We start from the raw sequence: 26057 nt of genomic DNA on the forward strand, positions 1-26057 counted from the left end.
GTCAGCCGCATCCGTCCTGGGATGCCCCGGCCCGTTCGAGCGCCCGGACGTGGCATGCCACCCGGTGGCCTTCGGTGTCGTCGAGCAGCGCCGGCACGGCGCCGCGGCAGGCCTCGACCGCGATCGAGCAGCGCGGGTGGAAGGTGCAGCCGGGCGGGGGAGAGAGCGGCGACGGGATCTCGCCCGAGATCGTCTCGAACCGTACCAGCTCGTCGCTCTCCAGCACCAGCTTCGGCACGCTGCCCAGCAGGGCCCGGGTGTAGGGGTGCCGTGGATCGCGATAAATCGCGTCCGCCGTCCCCACCTCGACGATGCGGCCGAGATACATGATCGCGACCCGGTCGGAGACGTGGCGCACGACGCCCAGGTCGTGACTGATGAACAGGCAGGTGATGCCGAGGTCGCGGCGCAGTTCCAGGAACAGGTTGATGATCTGCGCCTGGATCGAGACGTCGAGCGAGGCCACCGGCTCGTCGCAGACCAGCAGGTCCGGCTGCATGGCGAGCGCGCGGGCGATGGCGACGCGCTGCCGCTGGCCGCCGGAGAACTGGTGCGGGTAGCGGCCGGCGAACTCGGGGTCGAGACCGACCCGCGACAGCCAGTCGCGCACATAGTCCGGCGCACCGGCCTTCGAGACCAGGCCGTGCGCCACCGGCCCCTCGGCCACGATGTCGCCGATCCGCATGCGCGGGTCGAGCGAGGCATACGGGTCCTGGAACACCGTCTGGACCCGGGTGGTGACCTTGCGCCCGTGCTCGATGACCGGCTTGCCGTCGATCAGCACGGTGCCCGAGCTCGGCGCCAGGATGCCGGCGACGACCCGGCCGAGAGTCGACTTGCCGCAGCCGGACTCGCCCACCAGCCCCAGGGTCTCGCCCCTGGCGATCTGCAGGCTGACCTCGGTGACCGCCCGCACCGGCCGATCCTCGACGCGCGCGCCCAGCCGCGCGGCGATCCGGTCGCCGAGGGTCAGGCGCGGCTCGAAGCGCCGGGTGATGCTGTCGAGCGAGAGGAATGGCGCCGTCATGCCGCGCGTCCCAGCGGATGGTGGCAGCGATAGGCCCGATCCGTGCCGGGCTCGCCGCGGCGCGCCGGATCGGCTTCGCAGGCCCCGGTCGCGTGGGCGCAGCGCGGCGCGAACGGGCAGCCGGGCGGCAACGAGAGCAGCGACGGCGTCGCGCCGGGAATCTGGCGCAGCGGCCGGCCCGGCTCGGCGGTCGCGGGCAGCGAGTCCAGCAGGCCGCGGGTGTAGGGATGGCGCGGGTCGCGAAGTACGGCCGCTGTCGCCCCCTCCTCTACGATCCGCCCGGCATACATGACCAGGATGCGCTCGGCGAGGCTGGATACCGTCGCGAGGTCGTGGCTGATCCAGATCAGCGCGGTGCCGCTGTCGCGCGCCAGCTCGCGCATCTCGAACAGGATCTGCGCCTGGATCGAGACGTCGAGCGCCGTGGTCGGCTCGTCGGCGACGATCACCGCCGGGCTGTGCGCCATGGCGATGGCGATGGCGACGCGCTGGCGCATGCCACCGGAGAACTCGTGCGGGAAGGCGTCCAGTCGGGCACGCGCGTCCGGGATCCCGACCCGGGCCAGCACCGCGGCCGACCGGTCGCGCGCCGCCCTGTCGGACACCGCGTCATGCGCCCGGATCGCCAGCGACATCTGGGTCCCGACCGACAGCACCGGGTTGAGGGTCATCATCGGGTCCTGGAACACCATCGAGATCCGCCGGCCGCGCAGCCGCCGGAGGGCCCGGGCCGGCATGCCGACCAGTTCCTCGCCCTCCAGCCGCACCGAGCCGTCGACGATCCGGCCCGGCGGGTCGATCAGCCCGAGCAGCGAGAAGCCGGTGACCGACTTGCCCGATCCGCTTTCCCCGACCAGCCCGAGGATCTCGCCGCGGCCCAGCGTGAACGACACGCCGTCGACCGCCTTCACCACGCCGGCGCGGGTGAAGAAATGGGTGCGCAGCCCCTCGACCTCGAGCAGCGGCGCGCTCATCGGTGCAGCCTCGGGTTCAGCTGGTCGCGCACCTGGTCGCCGACCAGGTTGATGGCGACGATCAGCACGATCAGGGCGATGCCGGGGTAGACCGAGATCCAGTAGCGCCCGCTCATCATGTAGACGAAGCCGTTGGAGATCAGCATGCCGAGCGACGGCTCCGTCACCGGCAGGCCGAGGCCGAGGAAGGACAGCGTCGCCTCCAGGGCGATCGAGTTGGCGATCTGCACGGTGGCGACCACGATCAGCGGCGGCATGCAGTTCGGCAGCAGGTGTCGGAACACCACGCGGGCCCGCGACAGCGGCGTGGCGGTCGCCGCCTCGATGTAGTCCTTGCGGCGTTCGGCGGTCGCCGCCCCGTAGGCGGTGCGGGCGAAATAGGCGTACTGCGCCGCCACCAGGGCGGTCACCAGCTGCGCCTTGCCCTGGCCGAGCAGGGCGACCAGCACCAGCGCCAGCAGGATCGCCGGGAACGACAGCTGCAGGTCGACGACCCGCATCACCAAGGTCTCGACGATGCCGCCGGCATAGGCGGCGGTGACGCCCAGGCTGGCGCCGATCGCGAGCGCCACGCCGCCCGCCAGCAGGCCGATCTGCACGGAGATCCTGAGGCCGTAGAGGATCGCCGACAGCAGGTCGCGGCCCTGGGCGTCGGTGCCGAGCCAGTGGACGTAGCCGCCGCTGCCGACATGGCCCGGCGGGCGGCGCGCGTCGAGCAGCGACAGGCCGCCGAGGTCGTAGGGGTCCTGCGGCGCGATCAGCGGTGCCGCGACCGCTACCAGCACGATCGCCGCGACCACGGCCAGGGCCGCCACCGCCACCCGGTTCTCGCGGAAGCCGTTCCAGAACCGGCCGAGCGGGGTCGACGCGTCGATCATGACGCGGCCCCCCGGGATATCCGCGGATCCAGCGCCGCATAGGTCAGGTCGATCACCAGGTTGATGGTGACGAACAGCAGCGCCACCAGGATCAGGTAGGCGACCATCACCGGCCGGTCGAGGCTGGTGATCGAGTCGATGATCAGCTTGCCGAGGCCGGGCCAGGAGAAGATCGTCTCGGTGACCACCGCGAAGGCCAGGGTCGAGCCGAGCTCGAGGCCGAACACCGTGACGATCGGCACCGCGATCAGCTTGAGGACATGGCGCATCACGATCGTGCCCTCGGTCAGCCCGGCGGCGCGCGCGAACTTGATGGTGTCGGTCAGCAGCACCTCGCGGGTGCCGGCCCGGGCCAGCCGGATCATCATGGCGAGCTTGAACAGCGCCAGATTGACCGCCGGCAGCAGCAGATGGGACAGGCCCTCGGGGGTCAGGAAGCTCCATTCGACCCCGAGCACCGTCACGGTCGGGCCGCGCCCGCCGGCCGGCAGCCAGCCGAGCGACACCGCGAAGGTCAGGATCAGGATCAGCCCGACCCAGAAGGTCGGCACCGAGAAGCCGAGGATCGACAGCCCCATGATCGTCTTCGACGACAGGGCGTCCGGCCGGTAGCCCGCCCAGATGCCGAGCGGCACGCCGATGAAGGTGGCGCCGAAGACGGCCGCGAGCGTCAGCTCCAGGGTCGCCGGCAGCCGGCTCGCGATCAGGTCCAGCACCGGTATCGCGTAGACGAAGGAGCGTCCGAAATCGCCCTGGGCGACGTTGCCCACGAACACCAGGTACTGCTCCCACAGCGGGCGGTCGAGGCCGAACCGGGCGATGATCAGCTCCCGCACGTCCTGGGTCGCGTCGAGCGGGATCAGCACGTCCATCGGATTGCCGACAGCATAGACGCCCACGAACACGATCACCGACATGACGAACATGACGACCACCGCCTGCAGGCAGCGCTGGATGACGTATCCGGCCATCGTCCTGGCGGTCTCCGGTTTCGGGCGGTGCTGGAAAGCGGTGGGCCGGACGTCCGTTCGTCCGGCCCACGCGGTCGTTCGGCTGGCGGCGGCCTACTTGGCCGGGGTGATGAAGAAGGCCAGCGTGTCCTCGTCGTTGCGCGGCGACATCCTGAGCTTGCCCTTGTCGGCCGCCCAGACCGTCTGCAGCGTGACGATCGAGATGTAGGCGCGGTCGGCCATGATCAGGTCCATGGCCTGCTCGTAGAGCGCCTTGCGCTTGGCGTCGTCGAGCTCCCTGCCGGCCGCCTGCAGCAGCTCGTCCACCTTCGGGTTGCTGTACTCGATGCGGTTGAACGCCCCGAGCTTCAGCTCCGGTGCCGGCGAATGCGCCATCGAGCCGAGGGTGTAGGAGGCCTCGCCGGTCAACGTGCCCCAGCCGTTCATGAAGATGGAGTATTCCTTCTTCGCCTGGGCCGGGAAGTAGACCGAGCGCGAGATCGCGTTGACGTTGGTCTTGATGCCGATCTGCGCGAACATCTGGCCGAGGCCCTGGCAGATCGCGCCGTCGCCCGGCAACCGGTCGCTGGTGCAGTAGAGGTCCATCTGGAAGCCGTTCGGATAGCCGGCCTCGGCGAGCAGCGCCTTGCCCTTCTTCGGGTCCGGGCTGCGTGCCGGCACCTTCGCGCTCCAGCCGAAGAAGCCCTTCGGCATCAGCTGGTTGTTCGGCGTGCCCAGGCCCTCCAGCACGACCTCGACCATGGTCTGGCGGTCGATCGCGAGGTCGAGCGCCTCACGCACCTTCGGGTCGCGCAGCGGGTTCTTGGCCAGCGGCTTGCCGTCGAGGTCGTAGACCTTCGGGGTCTGCTCGCGCTGGTCGAGCTGCAGGTTCATCACGTAGACGCTGTCGGCCAGGAAGGTGTCGATCTTGGGATCGCGCTTCAGGGCCTGCCAGTCGGCCGACGACACGTAGTTGACCAGGTCGACCTGACCGGCCTTCAGCGCCGCCAGGCGGGACGAGTCGTTCGGCATCTCCTTGCGGACGACCTTCTCCCATGGACCCTTGCCGCGCCAGTAGCCGTCGTTGCGCGCCAGCACCAGGTCGCCCTTCGGCTCCCACGAGACGTATTTGTACGGGCCGGTGCCGATCGTGGCCTTGCCCGAGTTGAAGCCGTCGGGCGCGGTCTCCTTGGTCGAATAGGCGGCCGCCGCCTTGTGCGACACGATGAACAGCCGGACGAAGTCGTTCGGCAGGGTCGCCGCCGGCCCGTCGGTCTTCATGTGGACGGTGTGGGGATCGACGATCACGACCTCCTTCACGCGCCGGACGTAGATCAGCAGCGTGGTCGGGCCGGTCACCACCGGAATCCGCTCGATCGAGAACTTCACGTCCTCGGCGGTGAAGTCGGAACCGTCGTGGAACTTCACGCCCTTGCGGAGCTTGAACTCCCAGGTGGTGTCGTCCAGCGGCTTCCAGGACTCCGCCAGGCCCGGCTCGATCTGCAGGTTGTCGCCCGACCACACCAGGGTGTCGAAGATGTGCTTCATGGCGTCGGCGTGGACGCCGAGCGCCGAATAGTGCGGATCCATCGATTCCGGTCCGCCGCGCACGCCGACCGTCAGCGTCTGCGCGGAAGCGGTGGCGATCGTCGCGCCCGTCGCGGCCACCCCGAGCGCAACCGCGAAGGCGCCGGCCCTGAGCATTTTCACAAGTGTCATGCTGTGCCTCCTTGTCCCTGATTTCGGAGCACCGCCATTCCGACAGCGACCCTCCGCCCCGTTCGGCCCACTTCCAGGAGTGGACCACAAAAATTCCATTTGGAACTTGTTTTCACCAGATTGTGAGGCGAGAATTTCCGCGTCAAGTTCGAAATGGAACTAATCGGGCACCAATGACCCAACAGAACAAGCGTCCCCGGGAGGATGCCGAAATCGTTCCCCTGAAGATCCCGCACGGATCCACGGGGCTGGAGGCCCTCACCGAGGCGAAGCTCTGGCGGAACCCGTGCTGGTTCGCGTTTCGGTTCAACCACATCGCGCTGCGCTACAACGCGCCGCTTTACGGCTGGATCAAGCGGCACACCGGGCTCAGCCGGCCGGAGTTCGTGGTGATCTACTCACTCGGCCTGCTCGACGGCGCGCTTGCCCGCGACATCAGCTACTCGTCGGGCTTCCCCAAGAACACGCTCAGCCGGGCGATCGACAAGCTCAGCGGCCTCGGCCTGATCGAGCGCCGCGTCGACGAGACGGACCGACGCAACCAGACCCTGCACCTGCTGCCGGCCGGCCGGCGGATGTTCGAGCAGACGCTCCAGCAGTTCGTGGCGTTCGAGGAGCGCATGCTGCAGTCGCTGTCGCCGGGCGAGCGCGACACCCTGTCCAATCTGCTCGCGAAGATCGTGATCGACACCCCGAACTGGGCGATCGAGATCGACGACCAGGACGACCCGGAGGATCCCGACTGATGCGCATCGCCGACAGCAACTGGATGCAGATCGAGCGGTATCTGCAGGACGACGATCGCTGCGTGCTGCCGATCGGCTCGACCGAGCAGCACGCCCAGCTCTCGCTCTGCGTCGACATGATCCTGGCCGAGCGTGTCGCGGTCGAGGCCGCCGAGCCGCTCGGCGTGCCGGTCTATCCGGCGATCCCGTTCGGCATCGCGCCGTATTTCGCGGCCTATCCCGGCTCGGTGACCTTGCGGGTCGAGACCCTGCTGGCGGTCGCCCGCGACCTGATCGCCTCGTTCCGGCGCAGCGGCTTCCGGCGCGTGCTGCTGGTCAACGGCCATGGCGGCAACCAGCCGGTCGCGGCGCTGGCCCAGGAGCTGATGGCGGAGTGGCCGGAGATGTCGATCCGCTGGCACCAGTGGTGGAACGCCCCGCGGACCTGGGCCGAGGTGCAGCGCATCGATCCTCTCGGCAGCCACGCCAGCTGGCTGGAGAACTTCCCCTGGACCCGGCTGGACCATGCACCGGCGCCCGACGGGGTGAAGCCGATGGTCGACGTCGGACTGCTCAAGGCCTGCGCCCCGGATGCCGCCCGCGCGCTGCTCGGCGACGGCAACTTCGGCGGCGCCTGGCAGAAGCCGGACGAGGACATGCTGGCGCTGTGGAAGGCCGGCGTCGAGGAGACCCGTGAGGCACTGGAGGGACCATGGCCGACCCGATCGTGACCGACTCGACCCCGTCCGGGCCGATCCTGATCTGGGGCGCCGGCGCCATCGGCGGCACGCTCGGCGCCTACTGGGCGCGCGCCGGCATCGACGTGACCTTGGTCGACATCGTGCCGGAGCACGTCGAGGCCTGCCGGACGACCGGGCTTGCCATCGAGGGACCGATCGAGGAGTTCACCCAGGTGATCCCGGCGGTCACCCCGGACGAGCTGGAAGGCACCTACTCGCGCATCGTGCTGGCGGTCAAGGCGCACCACACCGCCGCCGCGACCGAGCGGCTGGCGCCGCATCTGGCGGCCGACGGCTTCGTGCTGTCGGCCCAGAACGGCCTGAACGAGATCATCATCGCGCGCCGCATCGGCGAGGCCCGCACCATGGGCTGCTTCGTCAACTTCGGCGCCGACTGGCACGGCCCGGGCCGGATCCTGTACGGCAACCGCGGCGCCTTCGTGGTCGGCGAGGCCGCCGGCCCGGTCCGGGACCGCACCCGCGAGATGCACCGGCTGGCCCAGGTCTTCGAGCCGGACGCCGAGCTGACCGACGACATCTGGTCCTATCTCTGGGGCAAGCTCGGCTACGGCGCCATGCTGTTCGCCACCGCGCTGACCGACGACTCGATGTCGGCCAACTTCGCCGACCCCGAGCGCACCGACGCCTGGCTGCGGCTCGGTCGCGAGGTGATGGCGGTGGCCGTCGCCAAGGGCGTGAAGCCGCGCGGCTTTTCGGGATTCGACCCCGACGCCTTCCTGCCGGGCGCGCCGGACGCCGCGGCCCGCGCCTGCATCGCCGCGCTCGCCGATTACACCTCGAAGACCGCCAAGACCCATTCCGGGGTCTGGCGCGACCTGGCGGTGCGCAAGCGCCGGACCGAGGTCGACGTGCAGATCGCCGTGATCGCCGAGGTCGCCGCCGAGGTAGGGGTCGACGTCCCGGCGATCCGCACCCTGGTCGACCTCGTGCACGACGTCGAGGACGGCCGCCGCCCGCTTTCCCGCGACACCCTCCAGGTCCTGATCGACACATGCAGATCCGCTTCGACGACCGCGTAGTCCTGGTCACCGGCGCCGCCCAGGGCATCGGCCGCGCCATCGCCCGCGGCTTCAAGGATGCCGGCGCGGTCGTGCACCTCGCCGACATGGACGGCGACGGCCTCGCCCGAACGGCCGCCGAGCTCGGCTGCGAGTACCACGTTGTCGACCTGGGCGACCGCGAGGCGGCGCACGGCCTGGTCGGCAACGTCGTTGCCATGCGCGGCCGGCTGGACGCGCTGGCGCTGGCCGCCGGCGGCGTGCGCGGCCAGGTCGGACGGCCGATCGAGGAGATCACGCCGGACGACTGGCGCAAGATCTTCCAGTCCAACGTCGACGGCGCCTTCTGGCTCGCCCAGGCCGCCGCCCCGGTCATGAAGCAGGCGGGATATGGCCGGATCGTCACGATCTCTTCGGGCGCCGGGCTCCGGCCCAGCCTGACCGGCATCCAGGCGTACTCGGCAGCCAAGCACGCCCTGGTCGGGCTGACCAAACAGCTGGCCTGGGAACTCGGGCCGTTCGGAATCACCGTGAACTCGGTGGCACCCGGCTTCGTGCGGTCGAACCCGGCGACCGAGCGGCAGTGGGACAGCTACGGTCCGGAAGGCCAGAAGCGGCTGGTCGACGGCATTCACACAAGGCGGCTCGGCACCGCCGAGGACATCGCCGCGGCCGCCCTGTTCCTGGCGTCCGACCCGGCCGCCTGGATCACCGGCCAGATCCTCTCGGTCGACGGAGGCCGGTCGTGAGCGACCCGGTCGTCGCCCGGCTGACCGCAGACCGCCCGACGATCCTGGCCCGGCTCGGGGTACTGGTGGCGGCCCGCTCGGTCAGCACCGACCCCGCCTACGCCGACGGCATGGCCGAGGCCCGCTCGATCCTGCTGGACCGCCTGGGTGCAGCCGGCTTCGGCAATGTCGGGCTGCTGGAGGCCGGCGGTCATCCTGCGGTCTACGGCGAGTGGCTCGGCGCCCCCGGCAAGCCGACGATCCTGGTCTACGGCCACTACGACGTGCAGCCGCCGGACCCGGTCGAGCTGTGGCACAGCCCACCCTTCGAGATGACGCCGCGCGACGGCCGCCTGTACGGCCGCGGGATCTCCGACGACAAGGGTCCGTCGTCGATCGCGATCGAGACCCTGGCGGCGTTCCTGGCGGTCGAGGGCCGGCTGCCGGTGAACGTGAAGATCCTGCTGGAGGGTGAGGAGGAGATCGGCAGCGCCACCCTCGGCGCCATCCTGGAGGCGCACCGGGACCGGCTGGCGGCCGACGCCGTGCTGTCGGCCGACGGCGGGCGCTGGCGGGCCGACATCCCGAGCATCGCGGTCGGGTCGCGCGGCATCGCCGCCCTCGAGTTCACCGTCACCACCGCGGTGAAGGACCTGCATTCCGGCCGCTATGGCGGCGTGGTCCCGAATGCCCTGCACGTGGCGGCCCGGCTGATCGCCGGCCTGCACCACGGCGACGGCACGCCGGCGGTCGCGGGCTTCCTGGACGGGGTCGCGGCGCCGTCGGCCGGGGAGAAGCGCTCGCTCGCGGCGATCCCGTTCGACGACGACGCCTACTACGCCGACCTCGGCACCGCACCGGCCGGCGAGCCGGGCTACGCGACGCTGGAACGCCTCTGGTACCGGCCGACCATCGACGCCAACGGGCTGTGGGGCGGCTATACCGGCGCCGGCGGCAAGACGGTCATACCGAACACCGCTCACGCGAAACTGTCGATGCGCCTGGTGCCCGGGCAGGATCCGGCGGCGGTCACCGCCGCCGTCGTCCGGCATCTCCGCGGGCAGTGTCCGCCCGGCGCCACCCTGACGGTCCGCGAGGGTCATCCGTCCGCCGCCTATCTGGTGCCGGACGCCCATCCGCTGCTGCTGGCGGCCGAGGCGGCCCTGGAGGACACCACCGGCCGGGTGCCGCTGCGCGTCCGCAACGGCGCCACCCTGCCGCTCTCCGACATCGTGCGCGCGCGCCTCGGGATCGACACGGTGATGTTCTCGTTCTCCACCGCCGACGAGGATTTCCACGCGCCGAACGAGTTCATCCGGCTGTCGGCCTTCGACGACGGCTTCGCGGCCTGGGTCTCGGTCTTGCGGCACCTCGGCGCGCTCACCCCACAGGCCTTTCGGGCGTACCGGCGGTAGCCCCGGCTCTCAATGTTCCGGCCTTCCGGCTGCACCGCCCTCCGGAGACACGATCCTAGCGGGCTGTACCGGAGCGGTCGGCGACCTGTTGCAGATTCGCAACAGCCCCGGCCGGCGCGTCGGGCCCGGGGAATGGCAGACGCCGCAGACGGTCTTCACTGGCGACGGGGCAGCGCGCACCGCGAAGTGTCGCAGTGCCTTTGCCAGGAGATCTGCAATGGCCCGAAACCGCCGATCGACCTTTCGAGAGTTTTCACCTGCGGGTTCGCAATCGCCTTCGGCTCGACCGGTGACCGTTGACGGGGGCGGCGGCCGGTCCGCGGCAGGTGGCGTCCGCAGTCGGGTAAGCCGCTTCCCGGCCGGATGACCTGAGCCGGGTCGCCGCCGTCCCCGGCGGCCAAGGCCTTCCGAAAGCAAGTCCCAGGAGCAGTGAATGAGCATCCCACAGCCCGTGCTGGCGGGTGGGCGCGGCGCTTCATGTCGCGTCCCGTCGGTGCCGGTTCCGTCGTGGCGTCCGACCACCGCCCCCGCCGGCGCCCGCTTCCTGATGACCTGCGTGCTGGCGTCGGTACTGGCGATGCTGCTGGTTCTGGTCCCGGCCGACGTCTTCGACCCGCTCGGCGACACCTTCCTGCTCAGCATCGGGATCATCGGGGTCTGGCGCTACTCCTGGTGGTCTGTTCACGCCGTGCGCGCATGGACCTACCTGCGGTTCAGGTTCCCGAAGATCCGCAGCGCCGTCGACGCCGCGAACGTCGCGAAGGCCAGCCACGTCTACTGCCTGGTCACGTCCTATGCGATCGATCCCGGTGTCACTTGGCCGGTCTACGCCGCCTTGTTCCGGGAACTGAGCAACTACGGCCAGCCGGCGACGGTGATCGCGGCGGTCAGCCACCAGACCGACGTCGACGTCCTGCGGCAGGTCGCCGACGACGTCGGGCTGCCCGCTCATGTCGAGGTCGTGTTCATGTTCCAGGAGGGAACCGGAAAGCGGCCGGCCATGGCCGAGGCGCTGCGCGCGATTTCGCGTCGGCTGCCGGACGACCACTCCGTATGCATCTTCATGGACGGCGATGTCTTGCTGCGCGACGGCGCGCTCTCGCAGGTACTGCCGGTCCTGCAGAGCCATCCGAACATGGGGGCCGCGACCACCGACAACCGCGGCATCACCACCGGCGGCAGCTGGGCGCGCGAATGGTACGATCTGCGGTTCGCGCAGCGGCACCTGCTGATGTCGTCGATGTCGCTGTCGGGCCGCCTGCTGGTCCTGACCGGCCGCTTCAGCGTGATCAAGGCCGAGCTGGCGACCGACCCAAGCTTCATCGAGCAGCTCGAGCACGACGCCATCGAGCACTGGCGGCTCGGGCGGATACGGTTCCTGAGCGGCGACGACAAGTCGACCTGGTACTGGCTGCTGAAGCGCGGCTGGGGAATGATCTACGTGCCCGACGCGCGGGCCGACAGCTTCGAGGAACTGCCCAGCAGCACCCTGCTGGCGGGGGCGGTCGCCCTGCTGAAGCGCTGGTACGGGAACATGCTGCGGACCAGCGACCGGGCGATCGGCCTGGGGCCGCGGGCCATCGGCCTGTTCACCTGGTGGTGCCTGGTCGACCAGAAGCTGTCGATGTGGACGTCGCAGGTCGGGCCGGTCCTGGCCATTATCCTGTCGATCGCCTACGGCCCCGAGTTCCTGCTGGTCTATGCGCTGTGGATCGGCGGCACCAGGACGATTCTGACGATCGTACTGGGCGGCATGCTGCGCCACCGCTGGGCCCCGCATTGGCCGTTCCTGCTGTTCTTCAACCAGGTGCTCGGCGGGCTGATCAAGACGTTCGTGTCGTTCCGCCTCAACCGCCAGAAATGGACGCGCCAGGAGATCGGCGGCTCGGCCGCCGCCGCCGGGACGCGTGAGTTCAGCACCTCGTTGCACGCGCTGACCGTGGCCGGCTTTGTCTCGCTGCTGCTGTTCTATTCGGGTGCCGTCGGGCTTCCGAGCGTGGCCACGATCAGTACGAGCTTCGCGGAGAGCTTCGCCCATCCGCCGGAGGGCGACGGCGGATGGCTGCGGCAGGCCCTGGTCCGGCTGCCGGAAGGACAGACCCTGGCGATGCGACGAGGGACCTTCCGCCTGGACCGGGACATCGCGTCGCTGCGCCCCGGGCGGGTGCTCCTGGGACACGGCTCGGAGACGGTCGTCGCCCTGTCGCCGCCTGCCGACGCCGCCGGCCGGGCAAGCATCTGGTGCCCGCGCTCCGGGCCGGTGCCGGGGCCATGCACGATCGGCCGGCCCGATGCGATCACCTTGCGCGGGCTGACGGTAGAGACGACCGCGAGCGCGGGCAACGCCGCCTCCCCTGGCGGCCGGCGCCCCGACTGACGAGTGCTCGGGCAACCAGCAATCCATCGAGGAGTGATCATCCATGCACGACCGACGCAAGACGCCCGCAGGGGACGACGGACCCGACCGCAAGGTCGAGCCGGGCTTCGTGCAGACTCCGGGGGACCCCGCCCAACGAGAGGCGGCATGGCAGGACAACCTGCTGCATGAACGGCGCGACGAGCGCCGGCACGTCCGCGTCCAGGTGCCGTTCCGGGTGCTGTGCAAGCACGGCAAGTACGAAGGCCACGACTTCTCGGTCAGCGGGTTCGCCGTCCGCGGGCCGCTGCAGGACGACTCGCGTGAGCCGCAGGCCCTGCACATGGTCTTCGCATTCAAGGGGTTCCGGCTGCACCTCCCGCTGACTGCCGGACTGCGGCACACGACGGGGGCCGGCGGGACGCAGATCGCCGGCTTCGAGATCCTCGACATGGAGGACCAGGAGCGGGCGTTGCTGCGCCGGCTGCTGACCGCTCATCTGGCAGGCAACCTGGTGAGCCTGGACGGCGTCCTGAGTTCCACCGACGGGCAGGTCGCCCGGCGGGTGCGGCAGAACCCGAACGCCGTGGCCGATCCGAGTTCGCTGGCGCGCCGGCACGGACGCGTGCGGCGGGTCGTCGGGATCGGCCTCGCGGCGGTGCTGATCTGCGGGTTCGCCGGCCTTGCCGTGTACGACTCGCTGTTTGTCATCCGCTCGCCGTTCGCGGCGACCACGGCCGCCCGTATCGACGTGCATGCGCCCGGCGAGGGCCGTTTCTCCGGCGACGGCCTGGCCCCCGGCACGACCGTCAGCCGGGACCAGCCGCTCGGGCGCATCCGGAACGTCGAGCTGACCGCGGACCTGGCGATGGCGCGGGCCACCCTCGGCTACAACGAGACCCTGATCGCGGCGCTGAGCGAGGCGCTGGAGAACGGCGGCAGCCGGGAGGCAAGCGACACCATCAACGCGTCGCTCGGCCAGGGCGACCAGGACGGTGGCCTGAACCTGGTGCAGATCCTGACGGTGGAGAAGCGGCTCGACCAGTTGAAGGCCCAGACCAACCTGCAACGCGCCAAGGTCAAGGCCCTGGACACCCGGGTTCGCGAGAACACCTTGTACAGCCCGTGCGACTGCATCGTTCACTGGGCGCGCGGCGGCACCGGCGAGGCGTGGGTCGAGACCGGCGAGAAGGTCTATTCGCTGGTCCCGCGCGACGAGAGCGAGCTCCTGGTCGAGGCGCAGATTCCGATGGCCGCCGTACCGCGGCTGTCGAAGACCCAACGGGCCAGCATCTATTCGCCGGACACCGGCGAGACCGCCTGGGGGCGGGTCGTCGATCTGAGCGTCGAGGGCAGCCGTCGCCCGCGCGCCGGCTTCCCGCGCTGGGTCCGCCAGGACCTCTCCAAGGCCACCCTGCTGATCGCCCCGGAACGTCCGCTCAGCGGCGTCGGCGTCGGCGCCCCGGTCGAGGTGACGTTCTCCGACGTCTCCACGCAGTTCGAGCACTGGCGGGATCGTCTCCAGGCGGCGTGGGCCACCGGCGTCGAGGCGGCCGGGCAGCTGGCCACCCTGGTCGAGGGCGGCGCCGGCGGGCGGGGCAGCGAGAGCGGCGCGGCCGATACCACGCTGGAGACATCCGACCTTGGCCGGTCGCACGACCGGATTTCCCGGCGATAGCACAGAAGTCCGAACCGGCCGGCGGTACGGCCGCCGGCGCCATTTCGAAACGAACCGAATGACTCGGGAGACAGAGAGATGAAAGTCACCATCGTCGGCACCGGCTATGTCGGGCTCGTGACGGGCGCATGTTTTGCGGATCTCGGGATCGACGTCACCTGCCTGGACACCGACAGCGACAAGATCGACGCCCTGAAGGCCGGCGTCATCCCGATCTACGAGCCGGGTCTGGACGCGATCGTCGAACGGGCCTGCGCGGCCGGGCGCTTGAGTTTTACCACGCGCTACGAGTTCGCGATCCCGGACGCCGATGCCGTCTTCATCGCGGTCGGCACGCCGCCACGGTCGAGCGACGGGCAGGCCGATCTGTCGGCGATCATGGCGAGTGCCGCGACGATCGCGCCGCTGTTGTGCGGCTTCACGGTGGTCGCCACCAAGTCCACCGTTCCGGTCGGGACCAGCTCCCGGATCGAGACGCTGATGCGCCGGGCAGCCCCGGAAGCCGACTTCGCCGTGGCCTCGAACCCCGAGTTCCTGCGCGAAGGTGCCGCGATCCACGACTTCACGCATCCCGACCGGGTCGTGCTCGGCGTCGACGACAGGCGGGCTGCCGAGGTCCTGCGCGAGATCTACGCCCCGATCGAGGCCGCCGGGGTGCCGGTCCTGGTGGTCGACCGATCGACCGCCGAGATCGCCAAATATGCGGCCAACAGCTTCCTGGCCACCAAGATCGCCTTCATCAACGAGGTCGCGGATCTCTGCGAGTCGACCGGCGGCAGCGTCGACGCGGTCGCCCATGCCATCGGCCTCGATCACCGGATCGGCCCGGATTTCCTGAAGGCCGGGCCGGGCTTCGGCGGCTCCTGCTTCCCCAAGGACACCCAGGCTTTCGTAAAGACGTCCGAGGCGCTGGGGGTCCGCCAGCGTGTGGTGGCGGCGGCGATTCATGCCAACGAGGCCCGCAAGCTGCATCTGGTCGAGCGGGTCGTCGAAGCCAGCGGCGGGTCGCTGGCCGGTCTGCGGGTGGCGGTCCTCGGGCTGACCTTCAAGGCCGGCACCGACGACCTCCGGGACTCGCCGAGCCTGGTGGTCGTGCCCGAACTGGCGAAGCTGGCGCGCGAGGTCCGGGCCCACGACCCGGCCGGGCTGATGCGGGCGCGCGAGCAGATCGAGGGACCGGTGTTCTGCGCCGACCTTCGGAAGGCTCTGGACGGTGCCGACGTCGCGGTCCTGCTGACCGACTGGCCCGAGTACAAGGCCATGGACCTCGTCGAGGCGGCGGGCCTGATGACGGGTCGCGTGCTGGTCGACCTGCGCAATGCGCTCGACATCGCGGCGGCGACCGCCGCCGGCTTCTCGGTCTTCGGCGTCGGCCGCAGCGAGGTCCGCGGAGCGGCTCCCGTCGAGCGTATGACGGCGATCCGACGGGCCCGCACCGCCGTGCAGGCGGCAGAATGATGCGGTTCCATCGAGTCCCGATCGGGCCGGTCGGAGCGGGCCGGCTCCGAATGGCCTCCTGGCTCGCGGCAGGGATCGGGCTTGCGGTCGCCGGCCTCATGGCCGCCTGGGCGGGACCGGTGACGGCCGGCGACTACCCGCGACTGGCCAACAAGGCCGGCCGGCCCGCCGCGAGCCTCGCGCCCTGCTCGGGTCGGTACCCGCTGGTGGCGTCGCTCGAGCTTCGACCCGGGCTTGGCGGACCGGCGCTTCGCGATGCGCTGCGCGAGCGTGTTCCGGGCCTCGGGCAACTCTGGGGGGTCGAGCAGAATGCCGATACCGTCGCCGCGCCCGGCGGCGGGGTCGAGTTGAGGGTCCGGTATCCGAAAGGCTCGATCAACCCGTCCTCCGAGGACCAGCCAGTCGGCGGTGCGGGGTTCGTAGCGCCGCTGGCACCGGGCGGTCTCGAGCGGGCGTGCCTGCGTTATCGGGTCCGCTTCGAGGACGGCTTCGAGTTTCGCAAGGGCGGCAAGCTGCCGGGCCTGTTCGGCGGCGAGGCTCCGTCCGGCGGCGATCCTGTGGCCGGCGACAGCGGCTTCTCGACACGCCTCATGTGGCGCCGCGACGGCGAGGGCGAGGTCTATGCCTATGTCGCGAACAAGCGGGGCAAATACGGGGCCAGCATCGGCCGCGGCCACTGGACGTTCGAGCCCGGGGAAGCCGTGACGGTCGAGCAGGAGGTGGTGCTGAACGACCCTGGCTCGGCGAACGGCATCGTCCGGGTCTGGGTCGACGGCGAGCCGGTGGTCGAGCAGGCCGACCTGGTCTACCGGACGGTCCCGGGAGGCAAGGTCGACGGCCTGATGTTCAGCACCTTCTTCGGTGGCAGCAGCAAGAGCTGGAAGAGCCCGAAGGACCAGCACGCCTGGTTCTCGGACTTCCGGCTCTACGGCTCCCCGAACGAGTGACAGGAGGCTTCTCGGATGCGGGATGGCGACCAGACAGCATATCGGGCCGGCCGCCTGGCAGGGGTCGCGGCGGCCGGGCTCGGCGCGCTCGCGCAGGCGGTGCTGGCCGCGCCGGCATGGGCGGCGGACCCGACCGATCAGGCGTATCTCGAGGACCCGAAGCTGCAGGAGCAGCTCATGGATCCGGCGGAACGTTCCCGTCTCGATCTCTCGGGCTACACGGTGACCGATCCGACGGCCGGGTTCTTCGACGTCGGGGCGCGCCGGCGATGGCTGCGGCAGGCGTCGTCGCCGATGATCCGGGCCGAGGTCTCCGGGCTGAGCATCGGCATGAGCTGCCGGTCGGCCCTCGAACTGCCGGTGATCAACGAGAGGTTCTCCCTCCCGGGCTTCTATCCGCAGCCGGATTCCTGGCGGCTGGCAGCCGAACCGCTGTTCAAGTTCGAGGACGCGATCTCCAGGCTGTCGGGTCACTACGTGGTGTCCGGCGACGACTACTACGCCGACTGCCTGTCGCGGATGCTGGACCGCTGGGCCGAGGGCGAGGGCTTTCTGCACTTCGAATACAAGCCGGTCAGCCCGCAGGCCTGGTTCGGCGTCGAGTCGTCGCTGTTCGCCGCCGGCTTCGCCTACGCCACGGTTCGCGACCACGTCCATGCCACCGATCCCGAGCGCGCCCGACGGATCGAGGCATGGCTGCGCAAGGCCTCGGAGCGCCACATCTCGTTCAAGACCACGGCGCTGTCCTGCTGCAACAACCATTTCTACAGGCGAGCCCTGCACGCCACGATCATCGGCATCGTGACCGATGACGACGACCTGTTCCGGTACGGCGTGAGCGCGCTGTACTCGGCGCTGCACGAGATGAACCCGGATGGCAGCCTGCCGCGCGAGCTGATGCGCGGCTCTCGCCTGATCCACTACCAGAACTACGCGGTGCTCTACCTCGTCACGATCATGGAGCTGGTCGAGCGGCAGGGCTATCCGATCTACGAGCTCGAGGTCGGCGGGCATACCATCCACGACGCCGTCGAGTTCGATCTCGCCGCCCTCGAGGATCCCGAGGGAGTCGGACGTCGGACCGGCACCATCCAGGACCTGTGGTTCATGGAGGACCCGCAGTATTTCGGGTGGATGGAGCTGTACGGCAACCGGTTCCCGTCGGAGCGGATCGACCGCCTGGCCCGCACGCGGCGGCCGATCTACAACCGCAGCGCCGGTGGCTTCCTCACGCTGTATTTCTACCGGCCGAGCGAGAGCGAGGAGCGCACCGAGGTCGCCTCGCTCGCCGACCGGTCGTTCCGGCTTGATCCGGACTACTGCGCCAAGCACCCGCAGTGGCGCGACGAGCGCGATACCGCGTGGCGGCGGTTCTGCGAGGAGCGGTTGCGCGCGCTCGCGAAGGGGGCCGACGCCAAGACCGGCATCCCCGATCCCGAACTCGTTCACGAAGGAGACCACCAATGACCCGCTCCCCAGCGCGGCGCATCGTTCTCGCGTTTGCCGCCGGAACCGCTGTCGCCCTGGTCCAGTCCTGCGCCCAGCCGGGCGGCGGGTACTGGAAGCTGCCGGAGTCGCTGAAGGCCGAATACAAGGAGGGCGAGGCTCTGGCCGACCACGGTCGCTACGACCAGGCCCTGCCGATCTTCCGCAGCCTCGCCGACCGGGGCTATCCGCAGGGCGAGTACGAGCTCGGACGGGCCTACGCCCGGGGCCTCGGGGTCGAGAGGGACCCGGCCAAGGCCGTGGAGTACCTGGAGCGGGCCGCCGCCGACGTCTCCCGCCGCCGTGGGCATGCCTATTACGAGCTGGGACGCCTCTACCTCGGCGGCGCCGGTATCCCGCGCGATCCCGCGCGGGCCGCCAGGTATTTCCAGCTCGCACTCGATCCGCAGGAAACCGTCACGCCGCACGAGGCGGCCGCCGAGCCGCTTGCCGAGCTGTACGAGACCGGTGACGGCGTGCCGGCCGATCTCGACAAGGCGCGCGAGCTCTATGACCGCGCCGCGGCCGCGGGCGATCCGGACGCCCACCTGCGTCTGGCCAGGCTCCACCGGGGCGGTGCCTTCGGCACCGTGAGCGAGGAGACCGCCGCCTTCCATGTCGCCGAAGGAGTCCGATTGCTGGAGGCCGAGGCAGCCCAGGGCGAGGCCTACGCGATGGCGAACCTGGCCCGGCTCTACGAGGACGGAGAGCTGGTCGCCGCCGACCCGGCGAAAGCCAATCGTTGGCGCCAGCGGGCGGCGGCCCTGGACCACCAGCGGTCGCGCACCGTCTATGGCCTCGCCCTGCTGCGCGGCGACGGCGTCCCGGCCGAGCCACAGAAGGGGCTCGCCATGCTCCGCGCGAGCGCGCAGGCCGGCGACAGCAGCGCGCAATCGATCCTCGGCAATGCCTACGCCGAAGGGGTCGGTGTCCCGAAGGACCTGCAGCAGGCCTTCGGCTGGCACCGGCAGGCCGCGCAACAGGACGATCCCGGCTCGGCGATCTATCTCGCCCGCGCCTACCGGGACGGAGCCGGGGTCGCGCGCAACCGCGCCGAGGCCGTCCGATGGTTCGAGACGGCGGCGGCGCTCGGTCACCAGAGCGCCAACCGCGATCTCGGCCGTCTGTTGCTGGACGGCCCGCTCAACGAAGAAGAGATCCAGCGCGCCGTCGCGCTGCTGAAGACCGAAGCCGAGGCCGGCGACGGCGAGAGCGCCGAGGCGCTCGGCGACGCCTACGAGGACGGGGTCGTCGGCGACGGCGGCGATCGCGGGATGGCCCTGAGATACTACCGGATGGCGGCGCGGTCCGGCACGAAGAGCGTCTATTCGAAGATCGGCCGGATGAACCTGGAAGGCGGTTATCTCGGCTTGGACCGGCGGCGCGGCATCAACTGGCTCGAACGGGCGGTCGCAAGCGGCGACGCCGACGCGAAGGTCCCGCTCGGGCAGGCCTACCTGCTCGGTGACGGGCCCGACCGGCAGCGTGGCATGGCCCTGCTGCGCGACGCCGCGGCTGCCGGCGACGACTACGCGATGTGGGTGCTCGGCGAGACCTATGAGAACGGCACCGCCGGCCGCAGGGACCTGGCCACGGCGGCGGACTGGTATCGCCGATCCGCCCAGCGCGGGCGGTCCGACGCCATGCGGCGGCTCGGGGCCATGTATCTCGACGGCCGGGGGGTCGCGCGCGACCCGAAGGCCGGGCTCGACTGGCTCGACCGGGCGGTCGCACTGGGCGACCAGGCGGCCAAGGCGGAACTCGGCAAGGTGCTGCTGTCCGGCAGCGCCGGTCCGGCGCAGCCCAAGCGCGGGCTCGAACTGATCCGGGAGGCGGCGCGGACCGGCGACACCGAGGCGATGCGGGTGCTCGGGGAGGCGCTTCTCGAAGGCGACGTCGCCTCGGCGGCACCCGAGGGCGGCCGGCGCTGGCTCGAGAATGCGGCGGACGACGGCGACGTCTACGCCATGGTGATCCTCGGCCGGGCCTACATCAACGGCCAGGGTCTCGAGAAGAACGAGGCGCTCGGCGTGGACTGGCTGCGCCGGGCCGCCGATCGCGGCCATGTCCAGGCGCGCACGGCCCTGGCCAACGCCTATCTGCACGGCATCGGCGGCAAGCCGCGTCCCGAGAGGGCGGTCGCGCTGCTGAAGCGCAGCGCCGCCGACGGCCATGCCTACGCCCAGGCCGTGCTGGGGCGGCTGTATCTCGAAGGCGAACTGGTATCGCGCGACTACGAGTCGGGCGCCCGGTATCTCCTCCAGGCGGCCCAGAGCGGTCACCGCGGCGCCCTGGTTTCAATCGCCAAGGCCTACCTCGACGTCCAGGGCGCGGAGGCCAACGCCGATGCGGCCGTCCTTTGGCTGAGCCAGGTTCTGAGCACCCCGAACAGGACCACCATCGCGACCCTCGGGGATGCCCTGGCCGCCGCGGTCGAGAAGATCGAGCAGGACGACGGGGTAGCCGGATAGGTCATCCCCGTCGCGGCCCGGCGCCGCCGCCGGCGCGCGCCGCCTGCGTGATACGTCCGAACGCAAATAGCCCCGCCGGGGTGGCGAGGCTAGGGGTTCGGTATGTTTGGTTGGGGGCTCGATGACCGCGTTGTTCGCGGGCGGATTGGCGATGGCCTGCTGCCCGGTCCGACCGGGCATTGACACAGATCACCCATGGCGTGTCCCAGCAGAGCAGGCTTCGACGAGCGGCCGACGAGGCGGCGCCCGGTCATGGCTGACCTTGAGCCACCAGCTTGATCCCGATCAAGGCGAGCGGCCTGGAACAACCCCAAGGTGGCGGCCGATGCCGTGCATGCGCAGCGAGGGAACCATCCGATGACCGAAGGTACCGACAACCCGCACACCGGGAGGTCCGCATCCGACGGGTTCGCCGGCTACGGACAACCGGAGGACGTGCTCGCCGATCCGGCTCTGACGCAGGGGCAGAAGGCCGACATCCTGATGCGCTGGGAGTACGACGCCGCGGAGCGCGCCGTGGCGCTCGAGGAGGGCATGCCCGGCGGGAACGGCGAGGAGCTGCAGCGCGTACTGACTGCACTCCGCGCGCTGACCGGATCGATCGATGTCGAGCATACCGGCCCGAGCAAGCAGCACCCACTCTACCGGCCGACGGTCCGGCGCAACGACTGACAGCCCGATGCCGAACACGGCCGACAGCACGGACACGGCACCGGGACGGATCGACCGCCTTCTCGCCGAGCACAATCCGGCGACACCCTGCGTCGTCGCCGACCTCGGGATCGTGCGGCGACGTACCGATCGCTTCGGGCGCTGTTTCCCGGTGCGACGATCTGCTGTGCGGTCAAGGCGAACCCCGCCCCGCAGGCCGTCGCGGCACCCGCCGGGTTCGACCTGGCAAGCGAGGGTGAGAAAGGGCTCTGCCGTGACCTGGGGATCCCGGCCGGACGCCTCTCATTCGGCAACACGGTCAAGCGCGAGAGCGCGGTGGCCGGGGCCTTCGCGGACGGCATCGGCCGGTTCGCCCTCGACAGCCTCGGCGAGATCCGGAAGATTGCGCGCAGGGCGCCCGGCGCCGGCGTGTCCTGCCGGCTGCTGATCGACGGCGAGGGAGCGGAGTGTGGCCGCTCAGCCGCACGAGCCGGAGCGATGGCGCTCCGGCCTCGCGATCGCCGCCTACTGGCGCTTCGTCGCACACGATGGGCTGAAGGATGGGATGGCGGCGACGCTCTCCCGTATCGCGGCCGGCAAGCTTCCGCCCGCCGGGGCCGGCGAGGCGATCAGGCGCGCCTTCCTGGAAGGAGACTGGCCGGTCTTGAGATGCCGCAGGAACGATGGCGGACGGCGCCTCGGGCGTCGTCGCTCCCGGTCGTCGCTCCCGGTCAATCCCCGGGCGGCTCCTGCACCACCGGGTGGCGTGCCTGGGGTGCGCCCGGGTGGCCGGCCCCTACGACCAGCGTCGGCACCAGGCGCCGAGCCGCGATCGTGGCGAACAGTGATGGCTGGGAGCTTGTCGGTTCGGGGCGGCCGAGCACGACGAGCCGCTCGGCCACACCGGCCAGCGCGTGTTCGACGTCCTGAAGGTTCAGCGGGGCGGTCCACGGCGCGTCGGCACCGCCGATACTGATCAGGCTCTCCCCGATCCGGGCCGCGACCTCGGCCGCGATCCGGCTACTCTCGCCATCGAGCTGCGGCTCGATCGACACCACCGGCCCACGCCGCTGCTGCGCGCCGTGCGGCATATAGAGCACCGGGGCCGAAGATGCCTCGATGGCTCGCACCAGGTCAGCGAAGGGATAGCAGAGCCGCGCCATCGGATCCGCCGGCTCGACCACGATCAACAGGTCACGAGGGCGGGCGGTGGCGGCGAACGTGAGCGAAGCGGCGCTCGCCCGCTCGACCCGGAAGTCCACGCTGACGCCGAGCGCCTCGGCGACACGTGACAGGCGTCGCCGCACGATCCGGGCGGCTGTCGCGAATTCGGCGGCCAGACTGTCGGGCGTTGCTGTCGCCCAGCGGCCTGCCAAGGTGGTCACGTGGCGAGACAAGGGCGAGGACGACCACTCCAGCAGCGGCGTATCCTCGACGAACACGCCGACGAGCTGGCTTTCCATCGCTCGCGCGAAGCCGACGGCGGCATCGAGACCCGACGGCGAGCAGCCCGCGTCGTGGAAGCCGATTACGGCACGCCTGAAGACCGGGTCGGCATGTCCTGGACCGCTCATGTCTCGCGCGCTCCGGCGTCGACCGGTAACGCACGGCGGGTCCGCGCGAACGCCACCATGCGGTCCTCGACGCGGCGATTGACCGTGCCCTCAGGGAAAGTCCCGTCTGCCCCGCGCTCGCCGGCGGGCATTCCGGTCATCAGAGCGAGGCCCTCGTCGATGGTGGCGACGGCATGGACCGCAAAGCGCCCGGCCGCGCAGGCCTCCACAACGTCGTCGCGCAGCATCAGATGCTGGGCGTTTGCCGCCGGCACCAGCACGCCCTGGGTGCCGGTCAGGCCGCGAGCCCGGCAAATGTCGAAGAAGCCTTCGATCTTCTCGTTCACGCCGCCGATCGCCTGCACCTTGCCGTGCTGGTTCACCGAGCCGGTGACCGCCAGGTCCTGCCGCAGCGGTACCTCCGCGAGCGCCGAAAGCAATGCGTACAGTTCGGCCGACGATGCGCTGTCGCCTTCGACTCCACCATAGGACTGCTCGAACACCAGACTCGCCAGCAACGAGACCGGTGCATCGAGTCCGTAGCGGCCGGTGAGGAAGCCGGAGAGGATCAGCACGCCCTTCGAATGGATCGGGCCGCCGAGTTCCACCTCGCGTTCGATATCGACCACCTTGCCCGCGCCGGGGCTGACGCGCGCGGTGATGCGGGTCGGTCGGCCGAACATGACGCCACCGAGCTCGGTCACGCTGAGGCCGTTGATCTGTCCGACGGCGGTACCGCTGGTATCGATCAGCGCGATGTCGCGCAGGATCGACTCCTGCATGCGGTCGCGGATCCGGCTCGCGCGCTTGAACTGCTCGTCGATCGCGCGGCCGACATCGCCGGCCCGGATGGCGGCGGCTCGGTCCTTCCTGGCCCAGTACTCGGCCTCGACGAGCAGATCGCCGATCTCCTCGACGGCCAGTGTGAGCTTCTCGGCATCGCCGGCGAGTCTCGCGGCCCGCTCGATCACCCGGCCGACGGCATCGCGCTCCAGCGGCAGCAAGCCCTTCTGGCGGCCCAGCGTCGCCACCAGCCGGGCGTACGTCGCCTCGCTGCCCTCGACCCGGTCGAGGCTGTCGTCGAAGTCCGCCAGCACCTTGAAATGCTCGCGGAACTCAGGGTCGAGCGCAGCCAGCAGGTAGTAGAGGATGCGTTCTCCGAAGAGCACGATCTTGACGTTCAACGGAATCGGGTCGGGTTCCAGCGAGATTGTGCTGGTCAGGCTCAGCAGGTCGACGGCGCTCTCGATGCGGATGTGCCGGCTCTTGAGCGCGCGCTTCAGGGCCGTCCAGCAGAACGGCTCGCTCAGGACGGCACGGGCGTCGAGCAGCAGGTAGCCGCCGTTGGCCCGGTGCAGGGCGCCCGGCTTGATCAGCCGAAAGTCGGTCATCAGGGTGCCCTGGCGGGCGATGTGCTCGATGCGGCCGACCAGGTTTGCGAGCGTCGGATGCAGTTCCTGCACGACGGGCGCCCCTTGTTCCTCGCGCTGCGTAACGAGCAGGTTCACCTCGTAGCGGTCGAAGGGGGCGACCACCACCGCGTCGCCCTCATGATCCGACCCGTTGCCCTGCTGCGGCACGAAGAGGCCCACATTCTCCACCAGATCGGCCCGCACGCGCTCCAGATGGTCGAGCACTCCCGGAAGCTCGACGAACGACCCCTTGATCTCCTCGATCAGGTGGCCGACGGCATTCTCCGTGGTTTCCTTCCCGAGCTTGCGAAGCTCTGCGCGGCGCTCCTTGTCCCAAGCCGGAACGGATTGCAGAACGGCCTCCAGATTCTTCTCCAGAACCTGAATCACCTCGTGCACGCGGCTGCGCTCGTCCTCCGGCAGCGCGTTGAAGACATCGGGCCTTAGAACCTGGCCATCCTTCATCGGCGCAAGGGTGAAGCCGAACGGCGTGCGGATCACGGCGACGTTCGATGCCGTCGCCTCGTCCTGCAGGGCCTTGAACGCCGCCTCCTGCTTCTGGCTGAACGCCTGTTCGATGGCGGTGCGGCGGGCCTGGTAGTCGTCGCTCTCGAAGGCGGCAGGAAGGGCCAGCTTCAGATCCTGGACGAATTCCCGCATGGCCTCACGGAACGCCGGCCCGCCTCCCGGCGGCAGTTCCATGGCGATCGGCCGATGCGGTGTCACGAAGTTGTTCAGATAGACCCAGTCGGCCGGCGGCGGGGCCGGCTTCGCCCGTTCCTCCAGCAGCGCCTTCACCGCTTCGTCCAGGCTGTCGGGCGAGGCTCCGACGACGAACAGGTTGAAGCCCTGCGCGGCCACCTCCGTCCCGAAGGCGATGGCCGAGCCGGCACGCTCCTGCCCGACCATCAGGTCGATGTCGGCGAGTTCAGCCGTCGTCGCGAACGACAGCGCCGACAGGTCGGACCGGCGGACGAGCCGGTCCGGGGAAAGGGCGTCGCTGGCGGAAGCCATGCCCGGCCGCCCGGTCAACCGACGATGTGGTGCTTGCCGACCGGCAACACCGTCGAGGCCTGAGGTCCGTGCTCGCTTTCGCCCTCGGCGACCGAGATACGAACCTCGCTGCCTTCCTGCAGGCGATTGAAGTCGCCTCCGGGCACGCTGTTGTGGTGGAAATAGATCTCGCGGCCATCGCTCGTGGCTATGAACCCGTAGCCCTCGTCACCCGGGATCAGCCGGACCACCCGCCCGTGCAACGGCGCCTCGTGCGTCTTCACGTCGCCGCCGAGCTTGCGGGCATGGTCCTGAAGCTGCCGGCGGGCGGCACTGAAGGCGTCGCGGATCGCGACATAGACGTCCTCATGGGCGTGGCTCGCCGGCTTGGCGTGATTGACGTCCAGCGATCCGCCGGGCGGGACCGTCATGTGGATGCCGACCTGATACAGGTCGCCCTTTCGGTGCGACCGGTTCGCGGCCTCGATCACCACGCGGATCGAGCCGGTGCGCCCGAAGAAGCGGTCGAGCTTCGCCGCCTCCTTCTGCACGCGCTGCTCCACGAAGTCGGAATGATCCATGTTCTTGAAGACGATCTCGATGGGGGTGGCCATGACAGGATCCTCTCGTTGAAGCTGACCGAGCGTCGGGCACCCGACCGGCCGCCGCATTGACCGACGTCAAGACCGGCGGCGGACGATCCATCGCACCACCGGTCATCGCGCCACCCGTCGTCGCACCGCCGGGCGACCTGGACCGCCTGCCGACCGCCTGCCCTTCCCGTCGATCCCATGATCAGGATCAATGCCGCACGCCACGGTTCTGACAGCGTGGCGTCGTCGCCGGGCCGTGCCGGCATCGGCGCACGACAGCGTCAC

The 26057-nt window shown here is 70.2% G+C and carries 20 protein-coding genes and 1 pseudogene; 13 read left to right on the forward strand and 8 right to left on the reverse strand.

From position 1 onward, the window contains the following. Position 1: 1 nt before the first annotated feature. From RIC31_RS16205 to RIC31_RS16225, 5 genes are all read right to left on the reverse strand, one after another. Positions 2–1027, reverse strand: coding sequence for an ABC transporter ATP-binding protein (locus RIC31_RS16205; protein WP_350109799.1), 1026 nt, complete (start codon positions 1025–1027; stop codon positions 2–4). Then, a complete protein-coding gene (locus tag RIC31_RS16210) occupies positions 1024–2001 on the reverse strand; it encodes an ABC transporter ATP-binding protein (RefSeq protein WP_350109802.1) in 978 nt (325 codons plus the stop codon). The genes RIC31_RS16205 and RIC31_RS16210 overlap by 4 nt, the downstream gene beginning before the upstream one ends. Further along, on the reverse strand, positions 1998–2879 hold the full coding sequence (locus RIC31_RS16215; RefSeq protein WP_350109805.1) for an ABC transporter permease: 882 nt from the start codon (positions 2877–2879) through the stop codon (positions 1998–2000). Before RIC31_RS16215 ends, RIC31_RS16210 begins: the two co-directional genes overlap by 4 nt. Then, positions 2876–3850, reverse strand: coding sequence for an ABC transporter permease (locus RIC31_RS16220; RefSeq protein WP_350109808.1), 975 nt, complete (start codon positions 3848–3850; stop codon positions 2876–2878). Before RIC31_RS16220 ends, RIC31_RS16215 begins: the two co-directional genes overlap by 4 nt. 93 nt (positions 3851–3943) lie before the next feature. After that, positions 3944–5548, reverse strand: a complete 1605-nt coding sequence (locus RIC31_RS16225; RefSeq protein ID WP_350109811.1) for an ABC transporter substrate-binding protein — start codon at positions 5546–5548, stop codon at positions 3944–3946. 173 nt (positions 5549–5721) lie between these two features. On the opposite strand from RIC31_RS16225, the gene RIC31_RS16230 reads away from it, so the two are divergent. The 13 genes and pseudogenes from RIC31_RS16230 to RIC31_RS16290 all read left to right on the forward strand — a co-directional run. Continuing rightward, positions 5722–6294, forward strand: a complete 573-nt coding sequence (locus RIC31_RS16230) for a MarR family winged helix-turn-helix transcriptional regulator (RefSeq protein WP_350109814.1) — start codon at positions 5722–5724, stop codon at positions 6292–6294. Beyond that, the gene (locus RIC31_RS16235) at positions 6294–7004 is read left to right on the forward strand and encodes a creatininase family protein (RefSeq protein ID WP_350109816.1); all 711 of its coding nucleotides are present in this window, start codon (positions 6294–6296) and stop codon (positions 7002–7004) included. Before RIC31_RS16230 ends, RIC31_RS16235 begins: the two co-directional genes overlap by 1 nt. After that, positions 6986–8053, forward strand: coding sequence for a ketopantoate reductase family protein (locus RIC31_RS16240; RefSeq protein WP_350109819.1), 1068 nt, complete (start codon positions 6986–6988; stop codon positions 8051–8053). Before RIC31_RS16235 ends, RIC31_RS16240 begins: the two co-directional genes overlap by 19 nt. Next, the gene (locus RIC31_RS16245) at positions 8026–8781 is read left to right on the forward strand and encodes an SDR family NAD(P)-dependent oxidoreductase (RefSeq protein ID WP_350109822.1); all 756 of its coding nucleotides are present in this window, start codon (positions 8026–8028) and stop codon (positions 8779–8781) included. The genes RIC31_RS16240 and RIC31_RS16245 overlap by 28 nt, the downstream gene beginning before the upstream one ends. Further along, positions 8778–10175: a dipeptidase gene (locus RIC31_RS16250; RefSeq protein ID WP_350109825.1), complete on the forward strand. Its 1398-nt coding sequence runs from the start codon at positions 8778–8780 to the stop codon at positions 10173–10175. The genes RIC31_RS16245 and RIC31_RS16250 overlap by 4 nt, the downstream gene beginning before the upstream one ends. A gap of 433 nt (positions 10176–10608) precedes the next feature. Next, a complete protein-coding gene (locus tag RIC31_RS16255) occupies positions 10609–12552 on the forward strand; it encodes a glycosyltransferase (protein WP_350109828.1) in 1944 nt (647 codons plus the stop codon). A 43-nt stretch (positions 12553–12595) separates the two neighbouring features. Beyond that, the gene (locus RIC31_RS16260; protein ID WP_350109831.1) at positions 12596–14209 is read left to right on the forward strand and encodes a PilZ domain-containing protein; all 1614 of its coding nucleotides are present in this window, start codon (positions 12596–12598) and stop codon (positions 14207–14209) included. A gap of 78 nt (positions 14210–14287) precedes the next feature. Next, positions 14288–15667 (forward strand): UDP-glucose dehydrogenase family protein, encoded by a 1380-nt coding sequence (locus tag RIC31_RS16265; protein WP_350109834.1) that lies wholly within the window; start codon positions 14288–14290, stop codon positions 15665–15667. Positions 15668–15717: 50 nt separating this feature from the next. After that, a complete protein-coding gene (locus RIC31_RS16270) occupies positions 15718–16614 on the forward strand; it encodes a polysaccharide lyase (protein WP_350109837.1) in 897 nt (298 codons plus the stop codon). A gap of 15 nt (positions 16615–16629) precedes the next feature. Continuing rightward, a complete protein-coding gene (locus RIC31_RS16275; RefSeq protein ID WP_350109839.1) occupies positions 16630–18081 on the forward strand; it encodes an alginate lyase family protein in 1452 nt (483 codons plus the stop codon). Next, positions 18078–20570: a tetratricopeptide repeat protein gene (locus RIC31_RS16280; protein WP_350109842.1), complete on the forward strand. Its 2493-nt coding sequence runs from the start codon at positions 18078–18080 to the stop codon at positions 20568–20570. Before RIC31_RS16275 ends, RIC31_RS16280 begins: the two co-directional genes overlap by 4 nt. Before the next feature lie 357 nt (positions 20571–20927). Next, on the forward strand, positions 20928–21242 hold the full coding sequence (locus RIC31_RS16285) for a hypothetical protein (RefSeq protein WP_350109845.1): 315 nt from the start codon (positions 20928–20930) through the stop codon (positions 21240–21242). 87 nt (positions 21243–21329) lie between these two features. After that, positions 21330–21680: pseudogene (locus RIC31_RS16290) on the forward strand (type III PLP-dependent enzyme); the annotation flags it as partial. Positions 21681–21952: 272 nt separating this feature from the next. On the opposite strand, the gene RIC31_RS16295 reads toward RIC31_RS16290, so the two are convergent. From RIC31_RS16295 to RIC31_RS16305, 3 genes are read right to left on the reverse strand one after another with little or no spacing between them, the layout of a single operon-like run. Next, a complete protein-coding gene (locus RIC31_RS16295) occupies positions 21953–22795 on the reverse strand; it encodes a hypothetical protein (protein WP_350109848.1) in 843 nt (280 codons plus the stop codon). Then, positions 22792–25200 (reverse strand): Lon protease family protein, encoded by a 2409-nt coding sequence (locus tag RIC31_RS16300; RefSeq protein WP_350109851.1) that lies wholly within the window; start codon positions 25198–25200, stop codon positions 22792–22794. Before RIC31_RS16300 ends, RIC31_RS16295 begins: the two co-directional genes overlap by 4 nt. Before the next feature lie 14 nt (positions 25201–25214). After that, a complete protein-coding gene (locus RIC31_RS16305) occupies positions 25215–25793 on the reverse strand; it encodes an HPF/RaiA family ribosome-associated protein (RefSeq protein ID WP_350109854.1) in 579 nt (192 codons plus the stop codon). Positions 25794–26057: the final 264 nt, after the last annotated feature.

This window comes from Thalassobaculum sp. (assembly GCF_040219615.1).
GTDB lineage: Bacteria > Pseudomonadota > Alphaproteobacteria > Thalassobaculales > Thalassobaculaceae > Thalassobaculum_A.

What these genes read in the sequence shown, in the direction of transcription:
- RIC31_RS16210 (WP_350109802.1), bottom strand. Translation starts at nt 2,001, where the DNA reads ATGAGCGCGCCGCTGCTCGAGGTCGAGGGGCTGCGCACCCATTTCTTC.
- RIC31_RS16230 (WP_350109814.1), top strand. Translation starts at nt 5,722, where the DNA reads ATGACCCAACAGAACAAGCGTCCCCGGGAGGATGCCGAAATCGTTCCC.
- RIC31_RS16235 (WP_350109816.1), top strand. Translation starts at nt 6,294, where the DNA reads ATGCGCATCGCCGACAGCAACTGGATGCAGATCGAGCGGTATCTGCAG.
- RIC31_RS16245 (WP_350109822.1), top strand. Translation starts at nt 8,026, where the DNA reads ATGCAGATCCGCTTCGACGACCGCGTAGTCCTGGTCACCGGCGCCGCC.
- RIC31_RS16260 (WP_350109831.1), top strand. Translation starts at nt 12,596, where the DNA reads ATGCACGACCGACGCAAGACGCCCGCAGGGGACGACGGACCCGACCGC.
- RIC31_RS16220 (WP_350109808.1), bottom strand. Translation starts at nt 3,850, where the DNA reads ATGGCCGGATACGTCATCCAGCGCTGCCTGCAGGCGGTGGTCGTCATG.
- RIC31_RS16305 (WP_350109854.1), bottom strand. Translation starts at nt 25,793, where the DNA reads ATGGCCACCCCCATCGAGATCGTCTTCAAGAACATGGATCATTCCGAC.
- RIC31_RS16295 (WP_350109848.1), bottom strand. Translation starts at nt 22,795, where the DNA reads ATGAGCGGTCCAGGACATGCCGACCCGGTCTTCAGGCGTGCCGTAATC.
- RIC31_RS16265 (WP_350109834.1), top strand. Translation starts at nt 14,288, where the DNA reads ATGAAAGTCACCATCGTCGGCACCGGCTATGTCGGGCTCGTGACGGGC.
- RIC31_RS16225 (WP_350109811.1), bottom strand. Translation starts at nt 5,548, where the DNA reads ATGACACTTGTGAAAATGCTCAGGGCCGGCGCCTTCGCGGTTGCGCTC.
- RIC31_RS16280 (WP_350109842.1), top strand. Translation starts at nt 18,078, where the DNA reads ATGACCCGCTCCCCAGCGCGGCGCATCGTTCTCGCGTTTGCCGCCGGA.
- RIC31_RS16205 (WP_350109799.1), bottom strand. Translation starts at nt 1,027, where the DNA reads ATGACGGCGCCATTCCTCTCGCTCGACAGCATCACCCGGCGCTTCGAG.
- RIC31_RS16240 (WP_350109819.1), top strand. Translation starts at nt 6,986, where the DNA reads ATGGCCGACCCGATCGTGACCGACTCGACCCCGTCCGGGCCGATCCTG.
- RIC31_RS16300 (WP_350109851.1), bottom strand. Translation starts at nt 25,200, where the DNA reads ATGGCTTCCGCCAGCGACGCCCTTTCCCCGGACCGGCTCGTCCGCCGG.
- RIC31_RS16255 (WP_350109828.1), top strand. Translation starts at nt 10,609, where the DNA reads ATGAGCATCCCACAGCCCGTGCTGGCGGGTGGGCGCGGCGCTTCATGT.
- RIC31_RS16275 (WP_350109839.1), top strand. Translation starts at nt 16,630, where the DNA reads ATGCGGGATGGCGACCAGACAGCATATCGGGCCGGCCGCCTGGCAGGG.
- RIC31_RS16285 (WP_350109845.1), top strand. Translation starts at nt 20,928, where the DNA reads ATGACCGAAGGTACCGACAACCCGCACACCGGGAGGTCCGCATCCGAC.
- RIC31_RS16270 (WP_350109837.1), top strand. Translation starts at nt 15,718, where the DNA reads ATGGCCTCCTGGCTCGCGGCAGGGATCGGGCTTGCGGTCGCCGGCCTC.
- RIC31_RS16215 (WP_350109805.1), bottom strand. Translation starts at nt 2,879, where the DNA reads ATGATCGACGCGTCGACCCCGCTCGGCCGGTTCTGGAACGGCTTCCGC.